Source organism: Aquiflexum gelatinilyticum, from assembly GCF_024741135.1.
GTDB lineage: Bacteria > Bacteroidota > Bacteroidia > Cytophagales > Cyclobacteriaceae > Cognataquiflexum > Cognataquiflexum gelatinilyticum.
The window spans coordinates 189,764-208,786 of sequence record NZ_JANSUY010000007.1 but is presented as its reverse complement, the minus strand read 5'-3'; the positions used below and the strand labels follow the sequence as shown (position 1 = coordinate 208,786).

Annotated in this window: 19 protein-coding genes; 3 read left to right on the top strand and 16 right to left on the bottom strand. The window is 40.0% G+C overall.

Annotation, left to right across the window (positions count from 1 at the left end):
- Positions 1–2: 2 nt before the first annotated feature.
- From NU887_RS11305 to NU887_RS11290, 4 genes are all read right to left on the bottom strand, one after another.
- Positions 3–488, bottom strand: coding sequence for a TRAP transporter small permease (locus NU887_RS11305; protein ID WP_258423480.1), 486 nt, complete (start codon positions 486–488; stop codon positions 3–5).
- Between the two features lie 102 nt (positions 489–590).
- Positions 591–1,616, bottom strand: coding sequence for a TRAP transporter substrate-binding protein (locus NU887_RS11300; RefSeq protein ID WP_420839750.1), 1,026 nt, complete (start codon positions 1,614–1,616; stop codon positions 591–593).
- 23 nt (positions 1,617–1,639) lie between these two features.
- Positions 1,640–2,302 carry a beta/alpha barrel domain-containing protein gene (locus tag NU887_RS11295; protein WP_258423478.1) on the bottom strand — a complete coding sequence of 221 codons (663 nt, stop codon included), beginning with the start codon at positions 2,300–2,302 and terminating at the stop codon, positions 1,640–1,642.
- An 83-nt stretch (positions 2,303–2,385) separates the two neighbouring features.
- A complete protein-coding gene (locus tag NU887_RS11290; RefSeq protein WP_258423477.1) occupies positions 2,386–3,381 on the bottom strand; it encodes a sugar kinase in 996 nt (331 codons plus the stop codon).
- Between the two features lie 106 nt (positions 3,382–3,487).
- Between NU887_RS11290 and NU887_RS11285 the strand changes: the two genes are divergently transcribed.
- Positions 3,488–5,143 carry a UxaA family hydrolase gene (locus tag NU887_RS11285; RefSeq protein ID WP_258423475.1) on the top strand — a complete coding sequence of 552 codons (1,656 nt, stop codon included), beginning with the start codon at positions 3,488–3,490 and terminating at the stop codon, positions 5,141–5,143.
- A gap of 48 nt (positions 5,144–5,191) precedes the next feature.
- On the opposite strand, the gene yiaK is transcribed toward NU887_RS11285, so the two are convergent.
- Complete coding sequence (gene yiaK / locus NU887_RS11280) at positions 5,192–6,190, bottom strand: 3-dehydro-L-gulonate 2-dehydrogenase (RefSeq protein WP_258423474.1); 999 nt, start codon at positions 6,188–6,190, stop codon at positions 5,192–5,194.
- Positions 6,191–6,235: 45 nt separating this feature from the next.
- Positions 6,236–6,523, bottom strand: a complete 288-nt coding sequence (locus NU887_RS11275; protein ID WP_258423473.1) for a DUF1330 domain-containing protein — start codon at positions 6,521–6,523, stop codon at positions 6,236–6,238.
- A 104-nt stretch (positions 6,524–6,627) separates the two neighbouring features.
- Here NU887_RS11275 and NU887_RS11270 point away from each other — a divergent pair, with 104 nt between their 5' ends.
- Positions 6,628–8,034: a tagaturonate reductase gene (locus NU887_RS11270; protein WP_338080994.1), complete on the top strand. Its 1,407-nt coding sequence runs from the start codon at positions 6,628–6,630 to the stop codon at positions 8,032–8,034.
- On the opposite strand, the gene arfB is transcribed toward NU887_RS11270, so the two are convergent.
- From arfB to NU887_RS11255, 3 genes are read right to left on the bottom strand one after another with little or no spacing between them, the layout of a single operon-like run.
- Positions 8,035–8,451, bottom strand: a complete 417-nt coding sequence (arfB, locus tag NU887_RS11265; RefSeq protein ID WP_258423472.1) for an alternative ribosome rescue aminoacyl-tRNA hydrolase ArfB — start codon at positions 8,449–8,451, stop codon at positions 8,035–8,037.
- A gap of 14 nt (positions 8,452–8,465) precedes the next feature.
- The gene (locus NU887_RS11260) at positions 8,466–9,377 is read right to left on the bottom strand and encodes a formylglycine-generating enzyme family protein (protein WP_258423471.1); all 912 of its coding nucleotides are present in this window, start codon (positions 9,375–9,377) and stop codon (positions 8,466–8,468) included.
- Between the two features lie 23 nt (positions 9,378–9,400).
- A complete protein-coding gene (locus NU887_RS11255) occupies positions 9,401–11,266 on the bottom strand; it encodes a hypothetical protein (RefSeq protein WP_258423470.1) in 1,866 nt (621 codons plus the stop codon).
- Positions 11,267–11,921: 655 nt separating this feature from the next.
- On the opposite strand from NU887_RS11255, the gene NU887_RS11250 reads away from it, so the two are divergent.
- A complete protein-coding gene (locus tag NU887_RS11250) occupies positions 11,922–12,467 on the top strand; it encodes a GNAT family N-acetyltransferase (protein ID WP_258423469.1) in 546 nt (181 codons plus the stop codon).
- 5 nt (positions 12,468–12,472) lie between these two features.
- Here NU887_RS11250 and trmB read toward each other — a convergent pair whose 3' ends face one another.
- From trmB to NU887_RS11215, 7 genes are all read right to left on the bottom strand, one after another.
- Complete coding sequence (trmB, locus tag NU887_RS11245) at positions 12,473–13,147, bottom strand: tRNA (guanosine(46)-N7)-methyltransferase TrmB (RefSeq protein WP_258423468.1); 675 nt, start codon at positions 13,145–13,147, stop codon at positions 12,473–12,475.
- A gap of 2 nt (positions 13,148–13,149) precedes the next feature.
- Positions 13,150–14,439, bottom strand: a complete 1,290-nt coding sequence (locus NU887_RS11240; protein WP_258423467.1) for a bifunctional folylpolyglutamate synthase/dihydrofolate synthase — start codon at positions 14,437–14,439, stop codon at positions 13,150–13,152.
- 3 nt (positions 14,440–14,442) lie between these two features.
- Positions 14,443–15,402: an energy transducer TonB gene (locus NU887_RS11235; protein ID WP_258423466.1), complete on the bottom strand. Its 960-nt coding sequence runs from the start codon at positions 15,400–15,402 to the stop codon at positions 14,443–14,445.
- 1 nt (position 15,403) lies between these two features.
- Positions 15,404–15,796 (bottom strand): ExbD/TolR family protein, encoded by a 393-nt coding sequence (locus NU887_RS11230; RefSeq protein WP_258423465.1) that lies wholly within the window; start codon positions 15,794–15,796, stop codon positions 15,404–15,406.
- A 1-nt stretch (position 15,797) separates the two neighbouring features.
- Positions 15,798–16,490, bottom strand: a complete 693-nt coding sequence (locus NU887_RS11225; RefSeq protein ID WP_258423464.1) for a MotA/TolQ/ExbB proton channel family protein — start codon at positions 16,488–16,490, stop codon at positions 15,798–15,800.
- Position 16,491: 1 nt separating this feature from the next.
- Complete coding sequence (locus tag NU887_RS11220) at positions 16,492–17,244, bottom strand: SPOR domain-containing protein (protein ID WP_258423463.1); 753 nt, start codon at positions 17,242–17,244, stop codon at positions 16,492–16,494.
- A gap of 97 nt (positions 17,245–17,341) precedes the next feature.
- On the bottom strand, positions 17,342–19,018 hold the full coding sequence (locus NU887_RS11215; protein WP_258423462.1) for a TonB-dependent receptor: 1,677 nt from the start codon (positions 19,016–19,018) through the stop codon (positions 17,342–17,344).
- Positions 19,019–19,023: the final 5 nt, after the last annotated feature.

Below are 19,023 nucleotides of genomic sequence, written 5' to 3'. Positions count from 1 at the left end.
GATCAGGAGTTATAAAGTCTGTAATGATTGGAAATCTGAAACATCTGATAGTATATCACGAGCAGTCCACTGACCGGTAATATGGTATAGATGTAAGCAAGGGGAATTTGCATGGTTGCAGATTTTTGTTCCAAAATGAAAGTGATATAAACAAGGTTACTTCCTCCAAGAACCATTACAGAAAAGGCAAACAGCAATACCAAAGCATTGATCAGAATCATCAATTTCATTTTTGACTTGCCATGGAGTCTCTTTGGCAATATGTCAATAGCGATATGTTGATCTTGCCCCGCCACATATGCGGCACCCAACATACCCAACCAAACAAGCATATATCGCGATAATTCATCTGTAAAAGAGCTTGGATTCTGCACAACGTACCTTGACAAAACCTGCCATGTCACATTAAAAACCATTAAAGCCATCAAAATAATCAAGAGGCTTGAGACGACTTTGTCCAGCTTTATTTTGAATGAAGGATTAAGCATTGGCAAATAAATTTTGGGTTAAAAGAATTGAATGATTCAATTTGAATTAACAAAATCAAAAGGTTGGATTAAGGTAAAATAAAGATCCTATTTTAGTTTTCATTACTCAATCTTTCTGATTTGATCAACAATTTCAAATAAATTGGGCTGGGTAAGTTTAAATTCCTCATACATACTTTCAGTAGCTTCTCGGAATCCAGCCACTTCAGGATAAAGGATTGTAACTCCTGCTTTCTTAAGTTCTCTGTAAGATTCTTCCACAGATTCTGCCCACAGTTTATATTGATAAATAGCCGATTCGTCGGCAGCTTCCTGAAGCCATATTTTTTCATTTTCATCCAGAAGTTCCCACACTTTAGTACTGACTATCAGCACATCGGGCACAGCAGTATGTTCATTGATGGAATAGAATTTACAGACTTCATAATGCTTGGAGGTATAAAGACTTGGAGGATTGTTTTCGGCACCATCGACAATTCCTTGTTGCAGAGCAGTATAGAGCTCACCGTAGGAAACCGGTGTCGGAGATCCTCCAAAACTCTTCACCATATTGATGGCAGTATTGCTTTCCATCACCCTGATTTTCAAACCCTTGAGATCAGATGGATTTTCTATAGGTTTGTTTTTGGTATAAAAACTCCTCTTTCCTGCATCATAGTAACACAATCCCCTCAACCAAAAATCTTCCGCATCAAGTAGTAATTGCTTTCCGATTTCACCTTTCAGCACCTTGTCTCTATGAGCGTCATCCTCAAAAAGATAAGGCATTGAAAGGACCTGCATCCTGGGAGCAAAACTTTCCATAGTCGCTGAGGAAACTTTTGTCATGCCCAAACTACCGATCTGAAGCAATTCCACCAATTCTCTTTCAGTACCTAATTGCTGGTTTGGATAGATTCGGATTTGCATCTGACCATTGGATTTTTCAGCGACCTTTTCAGCCATGAAAACCATCGCCTCATGGACAGGATGCGTGACTCCAAGTCCGTGGCCCAATTTGATCACCCGGACTCCTCCCGGGCCTTTGCAGGTAGAAAACAAAGCAAGGCAGACCAATATCAAAAAAACGGGCTTTGAAAAAATAGACAAACTATTCCGATTTTTCTTTTTTGAATTTAAATCAGTCATGGGTTCATTGTAAAATTGGAATTTCATTTTCGGATCTCTTGAATTGTTACAAGGGCTTTTTTGATATTGCTTTCCAAAACTTCGAATTCTCCCTTTTCTATGGCTTTTTTGTCAAATAACTGCGAACCCATCCCCACACAATGGACACCAGCTTTGAACCACTCCGAAAGGTTTTCCTGTGTGGGCTCAACTCCACCTGTGGGCATCATTTTGATATCAGGCATGACTGACAATACACTTTTGATAAATCCGGAACCCAATAAATTTCCGGGAAATGCTTTGACCAAAAGCGCGCCCATGGACTTTGCCTGAAAAACTTCCGTAACTGTGGCACATCCGGGAACCCAAAAAATCCCTTTCATCGTGCAGTAATTGGCAACTTCAGGAATCAAAGCAGGAGAAACCACAAAATCCGTCCCGATGTAATGAAAACGTGAGGCATCCTTTGCCGAGAAAACAGTCCCTATTCCCAAAAGCAAATCAGGGTATTTTTCAGAATAAATCTTCAACTCTTTGAACACCTCAAAAGCATTTGTTTCACGGTTGGTAAATTCAAAAACCCGGATGCCTGCGATGTATGATGCATCGATTACTGCCTTGGCTATAGAAATATCCTTATGATTAAATACAGGAATCATCCCTGTTTCGGCCATTTTTTCTAGGATTTCCTGATGGGTATATTTCATTTTAATAGTTGGTTAATAGGTTATTGAAAATTTGAAAATCAGTTAATGGTAGTATTCAAGTCTTGAGTTTTCCTGATCAATGTTTACCTCAAAAGTTTACCTACATTTTCTCCTTTTACCAGATCATGAACCTCTTCCAAAGACACAAAATTGGCATCGCCCTTTATACTATGTTTAAGAACTGATGAAGCAGTGGCAAATTCGATCGCTTCCTGGTCGGAAAGATGCATTAGCCCATAAATCAACCCTGCAATAAAGGCATCGCCCCCTCCTACTCTGTCCACGATATGGGTCATTTCATAGATGTTTGAGAAAAGGATTTCTTCACCGTTCCATAAAACCCCTTTGAGACGGTTATGTGAGGCAGAGATTGATTCTCTTTTTGTCTTGGTTATAAATTTGATCTGAGGATAATCCCTCTTCGCTTGATGACAAGCATCTGCCCAATCTTCCAAAGTGATATCCATGCAATTTTCAAAATCGGATTTTCCTGCCACCAAGACATGGGTATATCTGATCAGCTCTGGCATCACGTCCAAAGGTCCTTTGCCATATTGCCAAAGGTTTCTCCGATAATTGATATCACCACTGATAGTCAATCCCTTAGCATTTGCAACTTTAAGTGCCTTCAGCGTCATGTCTGCTGCATTTTGGCTGAGTGCTGGCGTAATTCCAGTCCAATGAAACCAATCCGCCCCATCAAAAACCAAATCCCAATTGATGTCTTTTCCATCAAAATTTGAAAAAGCAGAATCAAATCGGTCATAGATAATTTTCGATGAACGTTGCATGGAACCATTTTCCAGAAAATACAAACCCATCCTACCCTCTGAGAAATAAACGAAATCTGTATTGACACCGGTCTGTCTCAAATACCGGGTCGCAGCTTTTCCAATATCATGTCCGGGAAAAGCAGTCACATGGTAAGTTTCCTGGTCCCAATTGGCAAGACAGATGGAAACATTTGCTTCCGATCCTCCAAAAACAGCTTCATAAGAACTTGCCTGTACGAACCTTTCGTGACCCTGAGTGCTGAGACGCATCATTACTTCGCCTATAGTGATAATTTTTTTGCTCATTGTTTTAAAATGCTATTCATTCATGAAAATAAACACTTAAATTTTGTTTTCAAGAGATACAGGATATAAGTTAATGCAAACGATATCAGGTTAAATCAAGATATATATGACCGGCAAACCAAATACTTTTATTCAAATCCACGAAAAGGACAATGTATTGGTCGCTTTGGTGGATTTACCTGCAGAAAGTATAATAGATTTTGGAGGAAAGACAATCAAACTCCGACAGGAAATTCAGGCAAAACATAAGTTTACCATTGAGCCCTTGGCTAAAGAGGATTTGATCTATATGTATGGGACAGTCGTCGGCCGTACCAAGATAGATTTGCCTGTGGGAAGTCTGATTACAACCCAAAATACTGTCCACGAGGCTGCGTATTTTGGCAAGAAAACCGAAAATTATCAATGGAATCCTCCTTCCATAAGTAGGTTTCAAGGGCGGACATTTATGGGCTTTCACAGGGAGGACGGTCAGGTAGGGACAGCAAATTATTGGTTGATCATCCCATTGGTTTTTTGTGAAAACCGGAATGTAGAAGTCATCAATGATGCATTTAATGATGCATTGGGATATGGAAAAACAAATCCGTTTAAGTCCATGGTCAAAAACATGGTGAGGCTGCATCAGGAAGGAAAACAAGAAGAAATCGTGAACCTGAACATAGAGAAAGCGAAGGAAATGGAGTCCAAATTATTGTTTCCAAATCTTGACGGCATCAAAGTCTTGGATCATCAGGGAGGCTGTGGCGGGACTAGAAGAGATTCAGAATCCCTATGCGCACTTTTGGCAGGATATATCAACAATCCTAACGTGGCCGGGGCGACGGTACTGAGCTTGGGCTGTCAGAATGCACAGCCTTCGATCTTGAAAGAAAAAATTCAAAAGATCAATCCGGAATTAAAAAAACCGCTCATTATCCTGGAACAGCAAAAGGAAGGAACCGAACAGCAACTTCTTTCTGAGGCCATCAAAAAAACCTTTTTGGGAATGGTTGAAGCCAACAAACAGGAAAGAAAACCTGCACCGCTCAGTAAGCTAACTGTTGGGTTGGAATGCGGCGGATCGGATGGATTTTCAGGCATTTCAGCAAATCCTGCAGTAGGGTATGCCTCTGACTTGATAGTCGCTCTAGGAGGAACTACCATGCTTTCAGAATTTCCTGAATTGTGTGGGGTGGAACAGGAATTGATCAACCGATGCACTACCGATGAGTCGGCTGACAAATTCGCCGCATTGATGAAAGCCTATGCGGCTTCAGCAGTCGCTGTGGGTTCGGGTTTTGATATGAATCCCTCCCCGGGCAATATCAAGGACGGTTTGATCACAGATGCGATAAAATCAGCCGGAGCTGCCAAAAAAGGCGGAACTTCACCGGTCACAGATGTGCTCGATTATGCGGAATATTTTCAGATGCCGGGTCTCAATCTTGTCTGCACTCCGGGCAATGATGTGGAAAGTACCACTGCCATGGCAGGTTCCGGGGCCAATGTCATGCTTTTTACAACAGGATTAGGAACGCCAACAGGGAATCCAATTGCTCCGGTGATCAAGATATCCTCCAATACAAAACTTGCCAACAGAATGCCTGACATCATTGATATTGATACCGGAGGCATCATTTCAGGCGAAAAAAGCATTCCTGAGATGGGTGAGGAAATCCTGGAAATAATCATTAAAGTGGCTTCAGGAGAAGTTAAACCAAAAGCGGTCCTATTGGCTCAGGATGATTTTATTCCTTGGAAAAGGGGAGTTTCTTTGTAGAGTTGTAAGGTTTCAAAGTTGATCCGGTCAGTTCTACTTTTCTTTTTGTCATAGTTCCCTAATGATGCTTTTCCAAATATTCTCATCCACAGGGACACCATTTTGCATGTTTTCTGCGCGGGTTTTCATGTTGTTTTCACCAGGGTATCGGATTTCTTTATCTGCGAAAGTCTCAGAAGCCTTCAGATCTGAAATTATATGGTCCAATTTTTCATCTGACCACTCCATTAAACCCAATTTCTCGACATCCAAACAAATAAAAACCTGAGACAAACCGGATTCTTCTCCACTATCGCCAACCTGAAAAGTTGCATTTCCTCCTGATAAAGTGGTAGCCAACATATCGAGCAGCAATGATAATCCGGCACCTTTCCACAAACCAATAGGCAAAGCCAACTCATTGTCGATAACGCTTTCGGGGGATTTGGTTAGGTTTCCATCAGGATCAAACCCGGCATCAAAAGGCATTTCTTTGCCATCCCGCAAATAGGTTTTCAATTTCCCGTAAGAAAACTGAGACATAGCCATATCCAAAACAATATGACCACTGGATCGCGGAATGGCGATTACCAAAGGGTTATTGCCCAGTTTAGGTTCACTCCCGCCCCAAGCAGGCATATTGGGTTTGGTATTGGTAAAGCAGATGCCTATACAACCGGATTCAGCGGCCTGCCAACCATAATTCCCTGCCCTCATCCAATGGTTCGTATTTTGCAGCGCTACGATTCCCACGCCAAATTCCTTTGAAATCCGAATCGCTCGATCCATACATTGATGCGCATTGAGCGGGCCGGGACCGAGGTTTCCGTTCCATCTTTCAAAAACCCCATAGCTGTCCAAAAGATTGGCTTCTTGATCGGGGAAGACGAGTTTTTTTCTGATCATTTCCAAAAACACAGGAAAGCGATCCAAACCATGGGAGGCAACCCCATCCAAGCTGGCTTGGGCAAAAAGAGAAGCACATAAAACGGCCCTGTCTTCTGCAAACCCATATTTAAGAAGGATTTTTTCTAGGGTATGAATAACTTCTTGATAGGTTATTTGCATGGTTGATGGATGTTGAGGAGCGAAATCAAAAATTCAAAAGCGATATCACAAACTCTCCACCACCAGCATTTTGGATTTGGCAGCCTGGTACCTGATATTTTTGGCTTTTGTATATTCTTCTGAGTTCCACCAATCTTTGGCTTTTTGGACGGATGGGAATTCTAGAATCACCAATCTTTCCGGATTCCAGTCTCCTTCCAAAGATTCTGTTTGGGCTCCTCGTACTACAAATTTTCCTCCAAATGGAAGCATGGAACCGGGGGTAAGCTTTTTGTAAGATTCATACAATTCAGGGTCATGGATACTGACCTCAACAAGAACCAATGCAGGCATATTTTTTCTGTTTAGTACATCAAAGTTTAGAAAAAATCCCTGATGTTTGACAAACTTTTATGTAAACAGCCATAAAACTGCTGTCTAATTTTAGATTTAAATCTATGATGACAAACCTTGATTCAATCTCTTTGGTACAAAAGAAAAAAAGACCTGTAAAAGTCCTTCAGTTTGGTACAGGGAATTTTCTCCGTGGATTTGCCGATTGGATGATTGAGATTTTGAATGAAAAAACAGATTTTGATGGTTCCATCCACATTATCCAAAGCCATGGAAAATCCATTCCTGAGGATTTTGTTAGACAGAATTTTAATTATCATGTTTTCGTAAGGGGATTTCAAAACGGAAATGTTGTCGATGAATATAAACTTATCACCTCGATCTCAGGAATAAGCAATCCTAATTTGGATTATGGATTCTATCTGGATTTGGCCAAAAATCCTGATTTGGAATTTATCATTTCCAATACCACCGAAGCGGGTATAGTTTTCGATGAAAAAGATACCGATCCCCAAAAAGTACCGGCATCATTTCCGGGGAAGTTGGCGGCACTGCTATATGAGCGGTTTACATTTCTTGAAGGAAATAAAACAAAGGGTCTAACAATACTCCCCTGTGAACTTATTGAAAATAACGGGGACAAACTCAAAGAAAATGTGAGCAGGTATGCGGTGTTGTGGAATTTCCCCCAGGAATTCATTGTTTGGCTAGACACAACATGCACCTTCTGCAATACACTTGTAGACCGGATTGTCCCGGGTTTTCCTAAAGAGAATTTTGAAGAGTTGGAGAAGAAAACAGGCTTTGTAGATCATTTGGCAGTAGTTGCCGAGCCTTATCACTTTTGGGCAATAGAAGGCCCTGAAACATTGAAGTTCATTTTTCAAACAGAAAAAACAGGGCTGAACGTGCACATAGTCAAGGACCTCCAACCCTATCGCCTCCGAAAAGTCAGAATCTTAAATGGTGCACATACGGCGATGGTTCCTGTAGCATATCTGAAAGGAATCAGGACTGTTGGGGAAGCAATCGAAGACACCTTTACTTCGGCATTTATCTCAGGCACCATTTTTAAAGAGATCATCCCGACGCTTGATTTACCACAAGAAGAGTTGGAGCAATTTGCCGCTGAAGTTTTGGATAGGTTCAGAAATCCATTTATCCGTCATGAATTGATCTCCATTTCCCTCAATTCCATCTCTAAGTTCCGGGTCAGGGTTTTACCAACAATATTGGAATACCACAGTCGGATCGGGCAATTTCCCGAAAATCTAATCCGGTCATTTGCTGACCTGATCCGGTTTTTCAAAGGAAATATCAATGGTGAATCCATTCCATTGAAAGATGAACCTGCTGTGTTGGAGTTTTTTGAAAAAGTATGGAAAAATGAAAATAAGGAAGATATTATCGAAACTGTTTTTTCCAATAAAGATCTATGGGGAATGGACTTGAGTCAGATTCCGGGATTAGGAGCGAAGGTTAATCACTATTTGAAAATTGACGAAAATTAATCACCACTCTCCTCTCCTTCCTTTCTTCTTCTCAGAAAGGGCTTTTTTAGCTTTCAGACGGTCTTCGATGGCACCTTTACCAGGTTTGGTGGCTTTCCTTATTTTCTTTTTATGGAAAGCTTTTTTGAGCAGGTCATAGAATTTTCTAACAGCAATCTCTTTGTTTTGGATCTGCGACCTCTTCTCCTGACTTTGGATAATCAGGTTTCCTTCCGTATCGATTTTGGATGAATGTTTTTCTGAAAGTGTCGCTTTTTCTGTTTCATCAAGGATCTGTGAATTCGGAATATTGAACCTCAGCTCAACTTTGGAGTTGACTTTGTTTACATTTTGCCCACCGGGACCGCTGCTTCGGCTAAATTGAAACTGAAGTTCAGCATCTAACACCTGATTGGCAATTTTTTCAGAAATGGTCATTTACAAAGTTTCATTTAATAATCCGCAACACATCTAAATCCCACAGTTTCATTTCTTTCAAATCCCGGAGAAACCCTCAGCAGCATCTGCCGGTAATGTGTTTCCCTCGGACCGCCCTGTACATACCACCAACTTGAGGAGGGTTTGAAATAGGAACCACCCTTCATAATCATCATCTGATTGGTTCCGTTTTCATAAATATCCGAGGTCATCTGCCAAACTGAACCCACCAAATCTTCCAAACCCCAAGGGTTTTTACCTTTCGGATGGCTTCCCACTGCTTCAGGTATTCCATTCCCAATATTGCAAAACTCTTCCCCCAATCCATCCAAATGCTCTACGGTCAAGGTGTTGGTCACATATTCAAACCTCTTTTTCACTTTAAGGTTTTGATCCCAAGGCCAATCCCTTCCATCACCTGATGATGCTGCATATTGCCATTCGGCCTCTGTAGGAAGTCTTTTTCCGGCCCATTTGGCATAGGCTTGTGCATCTTCAAGGCTTACATTCACAACCGGATGCTGTTCCATATCTTTCGGAATTTGGCCTTGGACCCAATGAGCAAGAAAACGGTTTTTATCCGATGGATGATAACCTGTAGCTTCCAAAAATTCTTTAAACTCCTGATTGGTAACAGGATACCTATCCATATAAAAACCATCCATAGATATAGTCCGGGGATAACCTGACGTTGGATAAGGGATAAATTGGTCTCCCTGAGAAACCTTCATTTCAAAACTTCCCGAAGGAATTTTTACCATTCCCTTTGGCGCATTGTCAGATCTTGGGGTCTTTTCGGGCGAACTTATCAATCTCGGAGTTCCATATTCCATCTCGATGACATGTTCATCTACCAGTTCTTCTGACTCAAACAATTGGACGACTATTTTGCCTTCATATCGGCCGAATTTTTCTTGGATATCCACAGAATGCAGACCTGATTTTAAACTCAAATACGACTTCCCATATTCCGGAATTCCGCCCAAACCCTGATTTCATTTCCCTTGGAGGCTTTGATACCCAACTTATTTTGTTCCAAATCCACCTCTAATAATTTGGGGAAATATGCAATACTCCCCACGGCTCCTTCATTGTTTGTTCCCAGCCATTTCTTGTGAAAAGCTTCCAAATCGACAGGAATCAAATGTTTTTCCTCTGATTCCTGAACCTGCACTTCCTCATGATTCCACAGATCGACATAATGCCAATCGGATGCAGGTTTTTCAATTTCAAAAAGGTTTCCCAAAAATCCCTCAGGCTTGAGACTGAAAATGGTATAAATGGTTTTCTTCTCAGAGTGCCATTTATTGACAAAAACCCCATCTGACAAAGTGGATATCAGGGGAGTGTATCCAAATGAAATAAAATTGGAATGGTTTTCTCTCAAAATCCTCAAGGTCTTTCCAAAAAACCGGTAATCCTCCTCCATCCATTCAGGCCTTCCAGGTCTGAAAATATTCAGTTCAGTTCCATATCCATTGAAAAATGAGGTGGCATATTCCCTTCTGATCCGGTCATAGGCCAATTCAGCCACCCTAAAAATCGCAAAATCCGGTTTGATCAGTTTGTTGAGATTCAGTAAAGGAGGATAATAAAGCGCATTGTGAACCCTTCCGAAAACTATCCCCGGCATGTCCTTGGGTACAGCCATTCCTTCACTATACATGACTACGCCTGGTTTTGCCAAGTCAGCAGCCTGCTGTATTTCACGGCTCGAACTGCCCTTGGTATCCAAGACCACACCATCAACTTTGGTGGCCTTGATCAGGGCAGTCATACCCTCCAAATGCCCTTCTAACCGGGTACTTTCATCCCATGGGTTATAAGAAATAAAGAATTTGGTACCCAACCGATTTAGGCTGTCAGATATCGATGTCAACTGTTCCAATCCACCCGGAAGATCTCTGAACAAATCCCACTGATTTCTTTGGTCTAATCCCAAAGTAGGCCAGGTAGGCCAGATTCCGATCACATCATCCCCGCCAAACCATTCCTTGTTCCTTTGTTGAAAATCAAAAATGGTGAACCTCTCTCCTTCCCTATCATAAAAATCAGCATCCCAAGCCATCATAAGGTGCATGGCATAAGACTTTCGGATCCATTGCAAGTCTTCCCTTTGATACATGCTGTAGTCAAAATCATCCCAATCGTAAAGGAACCTCTTTTGGAAAACCTGCTTCAATCCTTCCTGCCAATCACCCGTAAAGGAATCTACATACATCCTGTAGCTGACATTCGAGTTAGGAGGCAAAATAGTCTCAAACCTTCTCCTTTGCGCGCCATCCCAATACTTGCGTCTCATTAAACCGGCAAATCCTTGATTTCCGACTTCAAAACTGGAATAGCCCAATTCCCATGCATTGTCAGGAAGGATGACATTGACCGGATCATATCCCGGCCTGAAGAGGTGGGAGCGGGATAACCGGTGATCGCCTTTTCCGGTGATGTAGACCTGATCTTCCAAACCTCCAAAGGGAATAAAATTTTCGACTTTCAGCGTATCTTTTGAAATATTGGAAAAAGTAAAGACAGCAGTCCAGTTGTCTTGGCCTTTCTTTATACTGTCAATACTTAGGGAAACCCGCCCATCCAAATTCCAAGACTTTTCATTCGGTAAAAAATCATTCGAATACTTTTTTTCACCATTAAGCAGAAAAGAGAAAACAGGAACCGGGCTATTAATCTCATTTTCTTTAACTCTTTTAAAATTCAGATTTCTATCCCAATCCAAATCAAAATTCTGTGAAAAAAGAAAAAAAGGAAAAAGTTGAAACAGGAAGGTTAGAATTATGGGGAAAATCTTTCTTGTTTTCATTTTTATTGGAGTTGGAATATGTTAAAATCTTATTTCAGGAATTCGAGGGGCTTACTTTAAGGAAAATAAAAATAAATCGTCAGATATAGAGAAAAAATTTAACCCGAAAAATTTAAATCTATAAGTCCAAGGCGATTTTTTAGCTTCTAAAACCGCCACAAAAAATATTTTTCATTTTTTTTAATTTTTTTTTTGCCTTGTGGCTTCAGATGGTAGAAGTAAAAATGGCATTGGTATTCACAAAAGTTAAAGTTATGAAAGCAACCCAGACCATAAAAAATCAAATAAATGCTTTTGGAATATATGAATTTATACTTCAAACTATTATTTGGAATTTTTAAATAAAAAATAATAAAAATGAAATTCATGTGATTTTTGCATATTTTTTATTTTGTTTATTTGGTTTCGTTTGTATAGTTTTAACTCATCGATAAGGACAAAAGGTCAAATCACCCAATGTTTTTACCTTAATCCATTTGAAAAAACAATGAAAATTTAAAACACAATTCTCGATTTCGCTTATCTATCTCAGAAATTCTTTTTTCATTCAAAGTATTATTTTTTTTTCGACCATCAATTTTTTTGCTTAATTCACCCAAATAAAAACCCTTCAATTCTGAAGGGTTTTTTGTTTTTTTGGGTTAGGAAAAAATCAATGAAAAAAATCAAACTTGGAACAAATTCCCCTTATATATCCATGATAGAAATCAACGAAGCATCAGAAAAACAGCTTTCTATTGTTCAAAAAATAGCCCATCAAACTTGGCCTGTTACATTTTCCAACATTCTTACACCTGACCAAATCAAATTTATGTTGAATTGGATGTACGACTTAAATGCGCTGGGACAACAGGTAAATGAAAAGGGACATGTTTTCCTTTTGGCAAAAGAGGATGGGGAATTTTTGGGTTTTGCATCCTATGAAGTTCATTGTAAGAATGACACAAAAACGAAAATCCACAAAATCTACATCTTGCCCGGTACCCAAGGAAAAGGAATCGGCAAAAAACTCATCAACCACATTAGGGACATAGCACTTATGAATGGAGATAAGTTTTTATACCTCAATGTGAACAGATTCAATGAAAGTGCAATTTCATTTTACAAGCACATCGGTTTTTACGAAGCCTATCGGGAGGTGATCGACATCGGTAACGGATTCGTTATGGATGACATAGTAATGGAAATGAATCTTGATTAAAAAAATTAGACAGGTTGCACATCTTTAAATCTGAATTTCAGGTATTTGATTTTTTCACCCTTTTCGCTGAAAAGCTTCTCGTATTTTGTTTTGATACCATGGTGCTCATCCCTGTAAGGAGAATCATAAAAATCATGGGTATATATCATTATTTCACAGTCAGACCGGTTTTGGATCAATTCCAAAGTGTAATCAAACAACCCTGTATTGTCTGTTTTGAAGTGGATGATTCCGTTTTTTTCCAATAATGGCTTGTACATTTCCAAAAACTTCGGAGAAGTCAGACGGCGCTTCTCGTCACCTTCTCTTGGAAATGGATCAGGAAAAGTGATCCACAGTTCAGAAATTTCCCCGGCATCAAAATACCTGTCCAATAATTGGATTTGAGTTCTCAAAAAGGCCACGTTGTGCAATCCTTCTGCTATGGCAATAGTACTTCCTTTCCATATCCTTGATCCTTTGATATCTACCCCTATAAAATTACTTCCGGGATATTCTCTAGCCAATCCAACCGTAAACTCCCCTCTTCCACAGGCCAATTCCACGACCAATGGGTTTTCATTTTCAAACTGAACAGATTTCCAATTACCTTTTATTGTTTCAAAAAGCTCCTTTCCGGGTTGAATCACATTTCGGCTTTGTTCGTTTTGTTTGAATCTTTCCAGTTTTCTTCTGCTCATGTTTACAAATTGTTGATTTCGGCGACGACAAATGTACTTCCTCCGATAAATATTAAGTCCTCTTTTGATGCTGATTTTTTGGCTTTTTCAATAGCCTGATTCACATCTTTCACTATTTCCCCATTCAAGCCTGCTTCCATGGCTTTTTTTGAAAGTTCTTCAGGATCCATCGCTCTTGGAATAGTAGCCTGACAGAAAATATACCAAGCATTTTTGGGAAGCATGGACAAAACCTTTGAAACATCCTTGTCATTGACCATCCCGATGACCATAAATAGATTGTTGAATTTCTGTTCAATAATCTGCTCAATAATCAACCTGATGCCATCTTCATTATGGCCTGTGTCGCAAATTGTCAAAGGATGATACCCCAAAATCTGCCATCTTCCTTTCAAACCTGTATTGGAAACGATATGGGACAATCCGTTTTTCACAGCACTTTCATCAATCTTCCATCCCAAATTTTTGAGGATTTTTAACGTCTGAAGAATTCCTGCAAGATTTTTTTCCTGGTAATTTCCATGAAGGTCAATCTCGATCAAAGACTTTTCATCTTGTTCTATAATTTCAAACACCCGTCTGCCCGAACTGCTTATTCCGGATCTTTTCACCTTGATAAAATCCTCTGCAAAATAAATTGGTGCCTGCATTTCATGAGCCTTACTTTGAAATACCGAAAAAGTCTCCTCCTGCTTTTGACTGATAACTACGGGAATATTATGCTTGATAATTCCTGCTTTTTCTCCTGCGATCAAAGGAAGGGTATTACCCAAAAACTGCATATGGTCAAAGCCGATATTGGTAATCACCGAAACTTCCGGCATAACAACATTTGTCGAATCCAATCTTCCTCCCATGCCCACCTCAATCACTGCAATTTCAACTTTCTCTTTGGCAAAAAACCAAAAAGCCATACCGACAGTCATTTCAAAAAAACTGGGTTTCAGTTCCTCCAAAAATGCTTTATTATCTTCTACAAAATCAACCACTTCTTTTTCCGGAATGTCAGCCCCGTTGATTTTGATCCTTTCGGTGAATGTTTTGAGATGAGGTGAAGTGTATAAGCCCACTTTATAGCCTGCCTCCATCAGGACTGAGCAAATGGAATGTGAAGTACTTCCTTTGCCATTTGTACCGGCTACGTGGACACATTTCAGTGAATGCTCAGGATTACCAAGGTGAGCACAAATTGCGTGGGTATTATTAAGGTCATTCTTATATGCAGCAGCTCCGACCCGTTGAAACATCGGCAATGCATTGAACAGAAAGTCCAACGTTTCTTGGTAAGTCATGGATTAATCTACTTTGATAATAAAAGTGATTTTGCCAGTAGAATAATCGGCTGTGGGATTTCCGGATTGGCGCTTGAAGTTGACTTTATTTACTACAGTCCTGTAGTAAGCGAGGACTTCATTAGAGACGTTGTATTCCAATGGAACTGCCTGTACTATTTTACCGCTGTCATCAACGGTTATTTTAAAAACTATTTTACCGTTTCGGGTAGAGACATTATCGTTGATAGTCGGTCGGGAAGCGAAATCCCATCCCGCAAGTTCCAAACCTACTCCCGAAGCAGGTCCTGGATTTCCTTCCCCTGTTCCTGAACCCATAATAGCCCTGCCATCTACAGTTCCCGTAGGTTTTCCTTCATCACCTTTTTGATTCGATGAACCTTGGGCACTTCCTGATGCTTTTTTGGCACTCGTACCCGAAGTTCCACCTGCTCCGAAAATTGCCCTTTGGTCAACTTTGGGTTTTTCTTCGGCTTTGGTAGTCGTTTTCTCTGCCTCGGCAGTGGCAGGTTGGGTTACCGTAGTGGGATCCTTTTTGGCAGAACTTGGGTCTTTGCTAGCCGTACTTGATTTTTCACTCCCTTTTATTGGACTAGGCGTTTTGGATTGTGCTTCGTAGGTAGTTTTGGCCGGAGAAGATTTTGGCTTGGCAGCTTGGGTTTTTGGTTCAGAGACAGGTACAGAAGACTCCACAGGTTTGGCAGCAACTTCTCCAGGAGCGGGTGATTCTGTGTTATTGGTTGCAGTTTCTGCTGAAGGGGTGGTGGTCTGATTATTCCCACTTCCCTGATCTGTAAATCCAAGATTCAATTCCATTCCATAAGTTGGAAGAGGTGGAATTTGTTCCTTCCAGACCACAATAAAATAGATACCAATCAATAACAACACATTCACCAAAATGGTAATGATCAGCGCTTTTCTTTTGTTTTCAGCTTCTTGGCTATCTGTTTCCCAAATCTGCATGCTATTTGAAAGGTTGTGTTGCTATCGAAACGTTGGCTTCTAGGTTTGCAGCAATTCCTCCGATTTCAACCAAATATTCCACAGGCACTTGCTTGTCGATGTGAAGAACCACTTGGCCTTTTTTATCTTTCAATAAGGCTGTCAATTCGGTTTTGATCTGATCTCTGCTTACTACCTTATCGTTAACGGAAAACTTGAGGTCTTTGGTTACTGTCACGGTTACTTCCTGCATCACTATATCCGAAGTTTCGCTTGAAGGCAAATTTACCGGAAGCCCTGAAGGAGTGATGAAAGAGGATGTCAGCATAAAGAATATCAGCAAAAGAAAAATGATATCCGTCATCGATGACATACTGAATGCGGCATCTACTTTATGTTTGGATTGTAAGCCCATATTATTTGTCCTGTAATAAGTCTATGAATTCCACAGAGGTATATTCCATGCTGTGTACTAATTTGGAAACCTGGCTTACCAGGTAATTATAACCCAAGTAAGCTATGATTCCTACCACCAAACCGGCAGCAGTGGTAATCATCGCTTCATAGATACCTGTTGACAATAGTTTTGGAGAAACCATTCCTTCTTCTTGGGCCACAGCGATAAAGGCCTGAATCATGCCTGTCACCGTTCCCAAGAACCCAATCATGGGTGCCGCTCCTGCTACCGTCGCAAGAATTCCAAGGTTCTTTTCTAATTTATAAATCTCAATTTTTCCGACATTTTCAATAGAAACTTCAATGTTTTTGAGTGGACTTCCGATTCTTTCCAAACCTTTTGCAATCATATTGGCCACTGGAGTAGATTCTCCCTGACAAAGGAATTTGGCTTGGTCAACTTTTCCGCTTTGAACCAAAATTTTAATCTGATCCATCAGGTGTTTGGGGGATTTCGCTGCTTTTCGAAGCGTAATCAGTCTTTCGACAAAAATAAATACAGCAATGACAAATAAGATATAAAGCGGGATCATCATATATCCGCCTTTAATCAATAAATCAAGCAATCCGATACTAGGTTTGCCAGGTTCCATCATAGACAGGGAATCGGCCATCATTTGGCCATCAGTACTCAAAGTTTGTGCTAAAATCATGTTAATATTTCAAAATCCAGGTAGATTCATTAAAGTCCGCTTTGGCACCAGCCAAGGCATCTGTTGCTGATTTAAAACTGCTGTATTTACCAACGGAAAGGCGGTAATTTTTGGTATCTTCATAAGGAAAGATCAACCAAATTTCTTTGCCTTTATCCAAGAAAATCTGTGCTTCCTCCCTTGCTATTTTTTCATTTGGGAGACTCGCCACTATCAAATGGTAATACGTTATTTCTTCTTTTACTGTTAATATATTCAATTTCCCTGTTGCAGATGAAGTGGTTGCAGGTTCAGTAACCACAAGAGCTGGTACTTCTTCTACTTCTGAAACGATAGAATCATTTACTGTTTCAACAGGTTCATCTATTTCATCCGCTTGTTGAAGCTGCGGCTCTGCAACTTTATTCTCTACCATTTCGCCTTTTTCTTCCAAGTTTGATTGTATCGGCTCATAGTATAAGAAGTAGGCCATAGAAGCCAAAACAATTAGGATCAAAAGCACAAGGCCAAAAAGTAAAGGGGCTGAGTTCTTTTTCTTACTTTCAGGAATTTTCGGTGCGTCAAACTTGAGGTCGTTTGTCCCGGATACCTGTTGCTCCAAAATCTCATTTTTCTTGAATTCACTTTCTTTGATATCCTCAGACTGTTGAGAAACTTCCTGTGTTGAGGTATTTTGTAAAGGTTCTACTTTCACAAACGGAAAGCCATAGTCCTTGTCAGCCGAATTGAGGTTATTTTCAGAATCGTTTTCCATTAATGATCTTGGTCTATAAAACTTTGCAAACTAAGCGAATTGGGTGACTTGCAAAACTGGTTTTTGAACAAAGGTATCAATCAAAACCACAGTAAATCTAAAATTTAATTGTTGCTCCCACAATACCTTGGATTCCCCGGACAGGGTAATTCAGGAACCTTTGATTGTTTCTGTTCAATAAGTTATTCCCAATGGCAAATGCAGAAATCCTTTCTGTGATCTGATAATCCGCTTTAAGCTGAATATCCATAATCGCAGGTAAAATTTGAGTCTGATCGCTTTGTTGATTGAAACCAACGATTCCACCCATCAAATCGGCATTAAGGTAAATCAGCCATTTCTCTGCAGGAGTAAATCTGTTGTGGATTTTTAATTCCCATTCGGGTCTTTGGTAAGCCGCTCCCAAGGTACTTAATGTATAGTGATAATAATCAGCTGTTGCAGTCATTTTATACCACCCTTCATATTCCCATCCTACTTTTACTGTATAGTTTAAAACACGTGTATTTTCATCAAACAACAAATTGAATCTCAAACTGTCTGAAGCTCCATTGGCAAAAAAGTGCATGTTTCTATACTTTCCAATGTTAAAACCCGCCTCATAAGTTAACCCTTCCAATACAGTCCCTTTGATCCCTGCTCCTGTTTTAAAGTTTTGAATGGTATTCAACAATTGGGTGCTTGGACCCAAAAATTGGTTTTCCAATACAAAATCATGGTATGTTTTCCTCAAAACATCTCCTTCAAAACTTCCATAGACACCAATTTCTTTGCTAAGCCTATATTCTCCACCTACGACTGGAAAAATATGAAAGTCAGATTTTTTATTAAGTGTGACATCATTTTCAAAAATAATATTAGCACCCGCAAAGATTTTTAAAGTTTCGTCCTGATATCCGATATTAGGCTTGATTTTAAAATAATTCCTGTTGATATCACCATACAACTCATCTTTAGGACTTGTAAGTGACAAATCAAAGTCTATCGATCCTTGTAAATTATCGTTATACCAATAGGAAGAATTGGCATCGACAGTTACTTCATTTTCTGCGGCTTGAAAATTATCATTGAAAGCCCTGATATCTAACTTTACAGCATAATTGACACCTTCCATTTTGTCAATGTCCTGAATTCCTCCAAAAAGACGGAATGAGTTCAAAATATTCTGGCTCGGGAAATAATCTGCCAAGTTCAAGTTCGAAGGGTCAAATCCATAGAAATTGAATTCGTGCCTGTCATATTTGATCCCTCCAAAAACCTGGAATACATCCATAAAGTAAGTGCCATCCAATCCGAAATCGGTAAAACTCTCCGACGATTGATTTCCTCTTACAGGACCTTTGGCAAAGCTTTGGTGTTTGAATTTGGCTCCAAAGTCATAATTTTCATCTTCCCAAATATTATAGCGTCCTTCCAATAAAGGAGAGCCATAGTTTCCATATCCAAATCTTACAAATCCCCGATACTGTTCTTCGGCTGTTTTCGGGAAATTTTTCTGCGAAGCCTCTGCTTTGATTACAATTGGAGGAAGGGAAAGAAAATACGGCTTTACATCATAATTGAAGCTTGAATTGCTTTTTGCTGCCGGCAAGGTTGGAGTTCTTTCAAATCTCCTTGGCTGAACAGGCAATGTTAACACCCTGTCTTTTCGGATGATAAATTCCTGGTCTTTGACTTCCCCTTTTTCTTGGGCAAAAACCAATTCCGGAGTCACCAAAAATAAAACAAGACCTGCAATACCGAATATGAAAGCCTTTTGGATTGATCGTTTCATCTGAT

Bases quoted from the DNA above. Each gene is read 5' to 3' on its own strand.
- NU887_RS11295 (WP_258423478.1), bottom strand. From the start codon at position 2,302: ATGAAATATACCCATCAGGAAATCCTAGAAAAAATGGCCGAAACAGGG.
- NU887_RS11285 (WP_258423475.1), top strand. From the start codon at position 3,488: ATGACCGGCAAACCAAATACTTTTATTCAAATCCACGAAAAGGACAAT.
- NU887_RS11290 (WP_258423477.1), bottom strand. From the start codon at position 3,381: ATGAGCAAAAAAATTATCACTATAGGCGAAGTAATGATGCGTCTCAGC.
- NU887_RS11235 (WP_258423466.1), bottom strand. From the start codon at position 15,402: ATGCAGATTTGGGAAACAGATAGCCAAGAAGCTGAAAACAAAAGAAAA.
- NU887_RS11240 (WP_258423467.1), bottom strand. From the start codon at position 14,439: ATGACTTACCAAGAAACGTTGGACTTTCTGTTCAATGCATTGCCGATG.
- trmB (WP_258423468.1), bottom strand. From the start codon at position 13,147: ATGAGCAGAAGAAAACTGGAAAGATTCAAACAAAACGAACAAAGCCGA.
- NU887_RS11300 (WP_420839750.1), bottom strand. From the start codon at position 1,616: ATGACTGATTTAAATTCAAAAAAGAAAAATCGGAATAGTTTGTCTATT.
- NU887_RS11230 (WP_258423465.1), bottom strand. From the start codon at position 15,796: ATGGGCTTACAATCCAAACATAAAGTAGATGCCGCATTCAGTATGTCA.
- yiaK (WP_258423474.1), bottom strand. From the start codon at position 6,190: ATGCAAATAACCTATCAAGAAGTTATTCATACCCTAGAAAAAATCCTT.
- NU887_RS11225 (WP_258423464.1), bottom strand. From the start codon at position 16,490: ATGATTTTAGCACAAACTTTGAGTACTGATGGCCAAATGATGGCCGAT.
- NU887_RS11215 (WP_258423462.1), bottom strand. From the start codon at position 19,018: ATGAAACGATCAATCCAAAAGGCTTTCATATTCGGTATTGCAGGTCTT.
- NU887_RS11270 (WP_338080994.1), top strand. From the start codon at position 6,628: ATGATGACAAACCTTGATTCAATCTCTTTGGTACAAAAGAAAAAAAGA.
- NU887_RS11220 (WP_258423463.1), bottom strand. From the start codon at position 17,244: ATGGAAAACGATTCTGAAAATAACCTCAATTCGGCTGACAAGGACTAT.
- NU887_RS11255 (WP_258423470.1), bottom strand. From the start codon at position 11,266: ATGAAAACAAGAAAGATTTTCCCCATAATTCTAACCTTCCTGTTTCAA.
- NU887_RS11275 (WP_258423473.1), bottom strand. From the start codon at position 6,523: ATGCCTGCATTGGTTCTTGTTGAGGTCAGTATCCATGACCCTGAATTG.
- NU887_RS11305 (WP_258423480.1), bottom strand. From the start codon at position 488: ATGCTTAATCCTTCATTCAAAATAAAGCTGGACAAAGTCGTCTCAAGC.
- arfB (WP_258423472.1), bottom strand. From the start codon at position 8,451: ATGACCATTTCTGAAAAAATTGCCAATCAGGTGTTAGATGCTGAACTT.
- NU887_RS11250 (WP_258423469.1), top strand. From the start codon at position 11,922: ATGAAAAAAATCAAACTTGGAACAAATTCCCCTTATATATCCATGATA.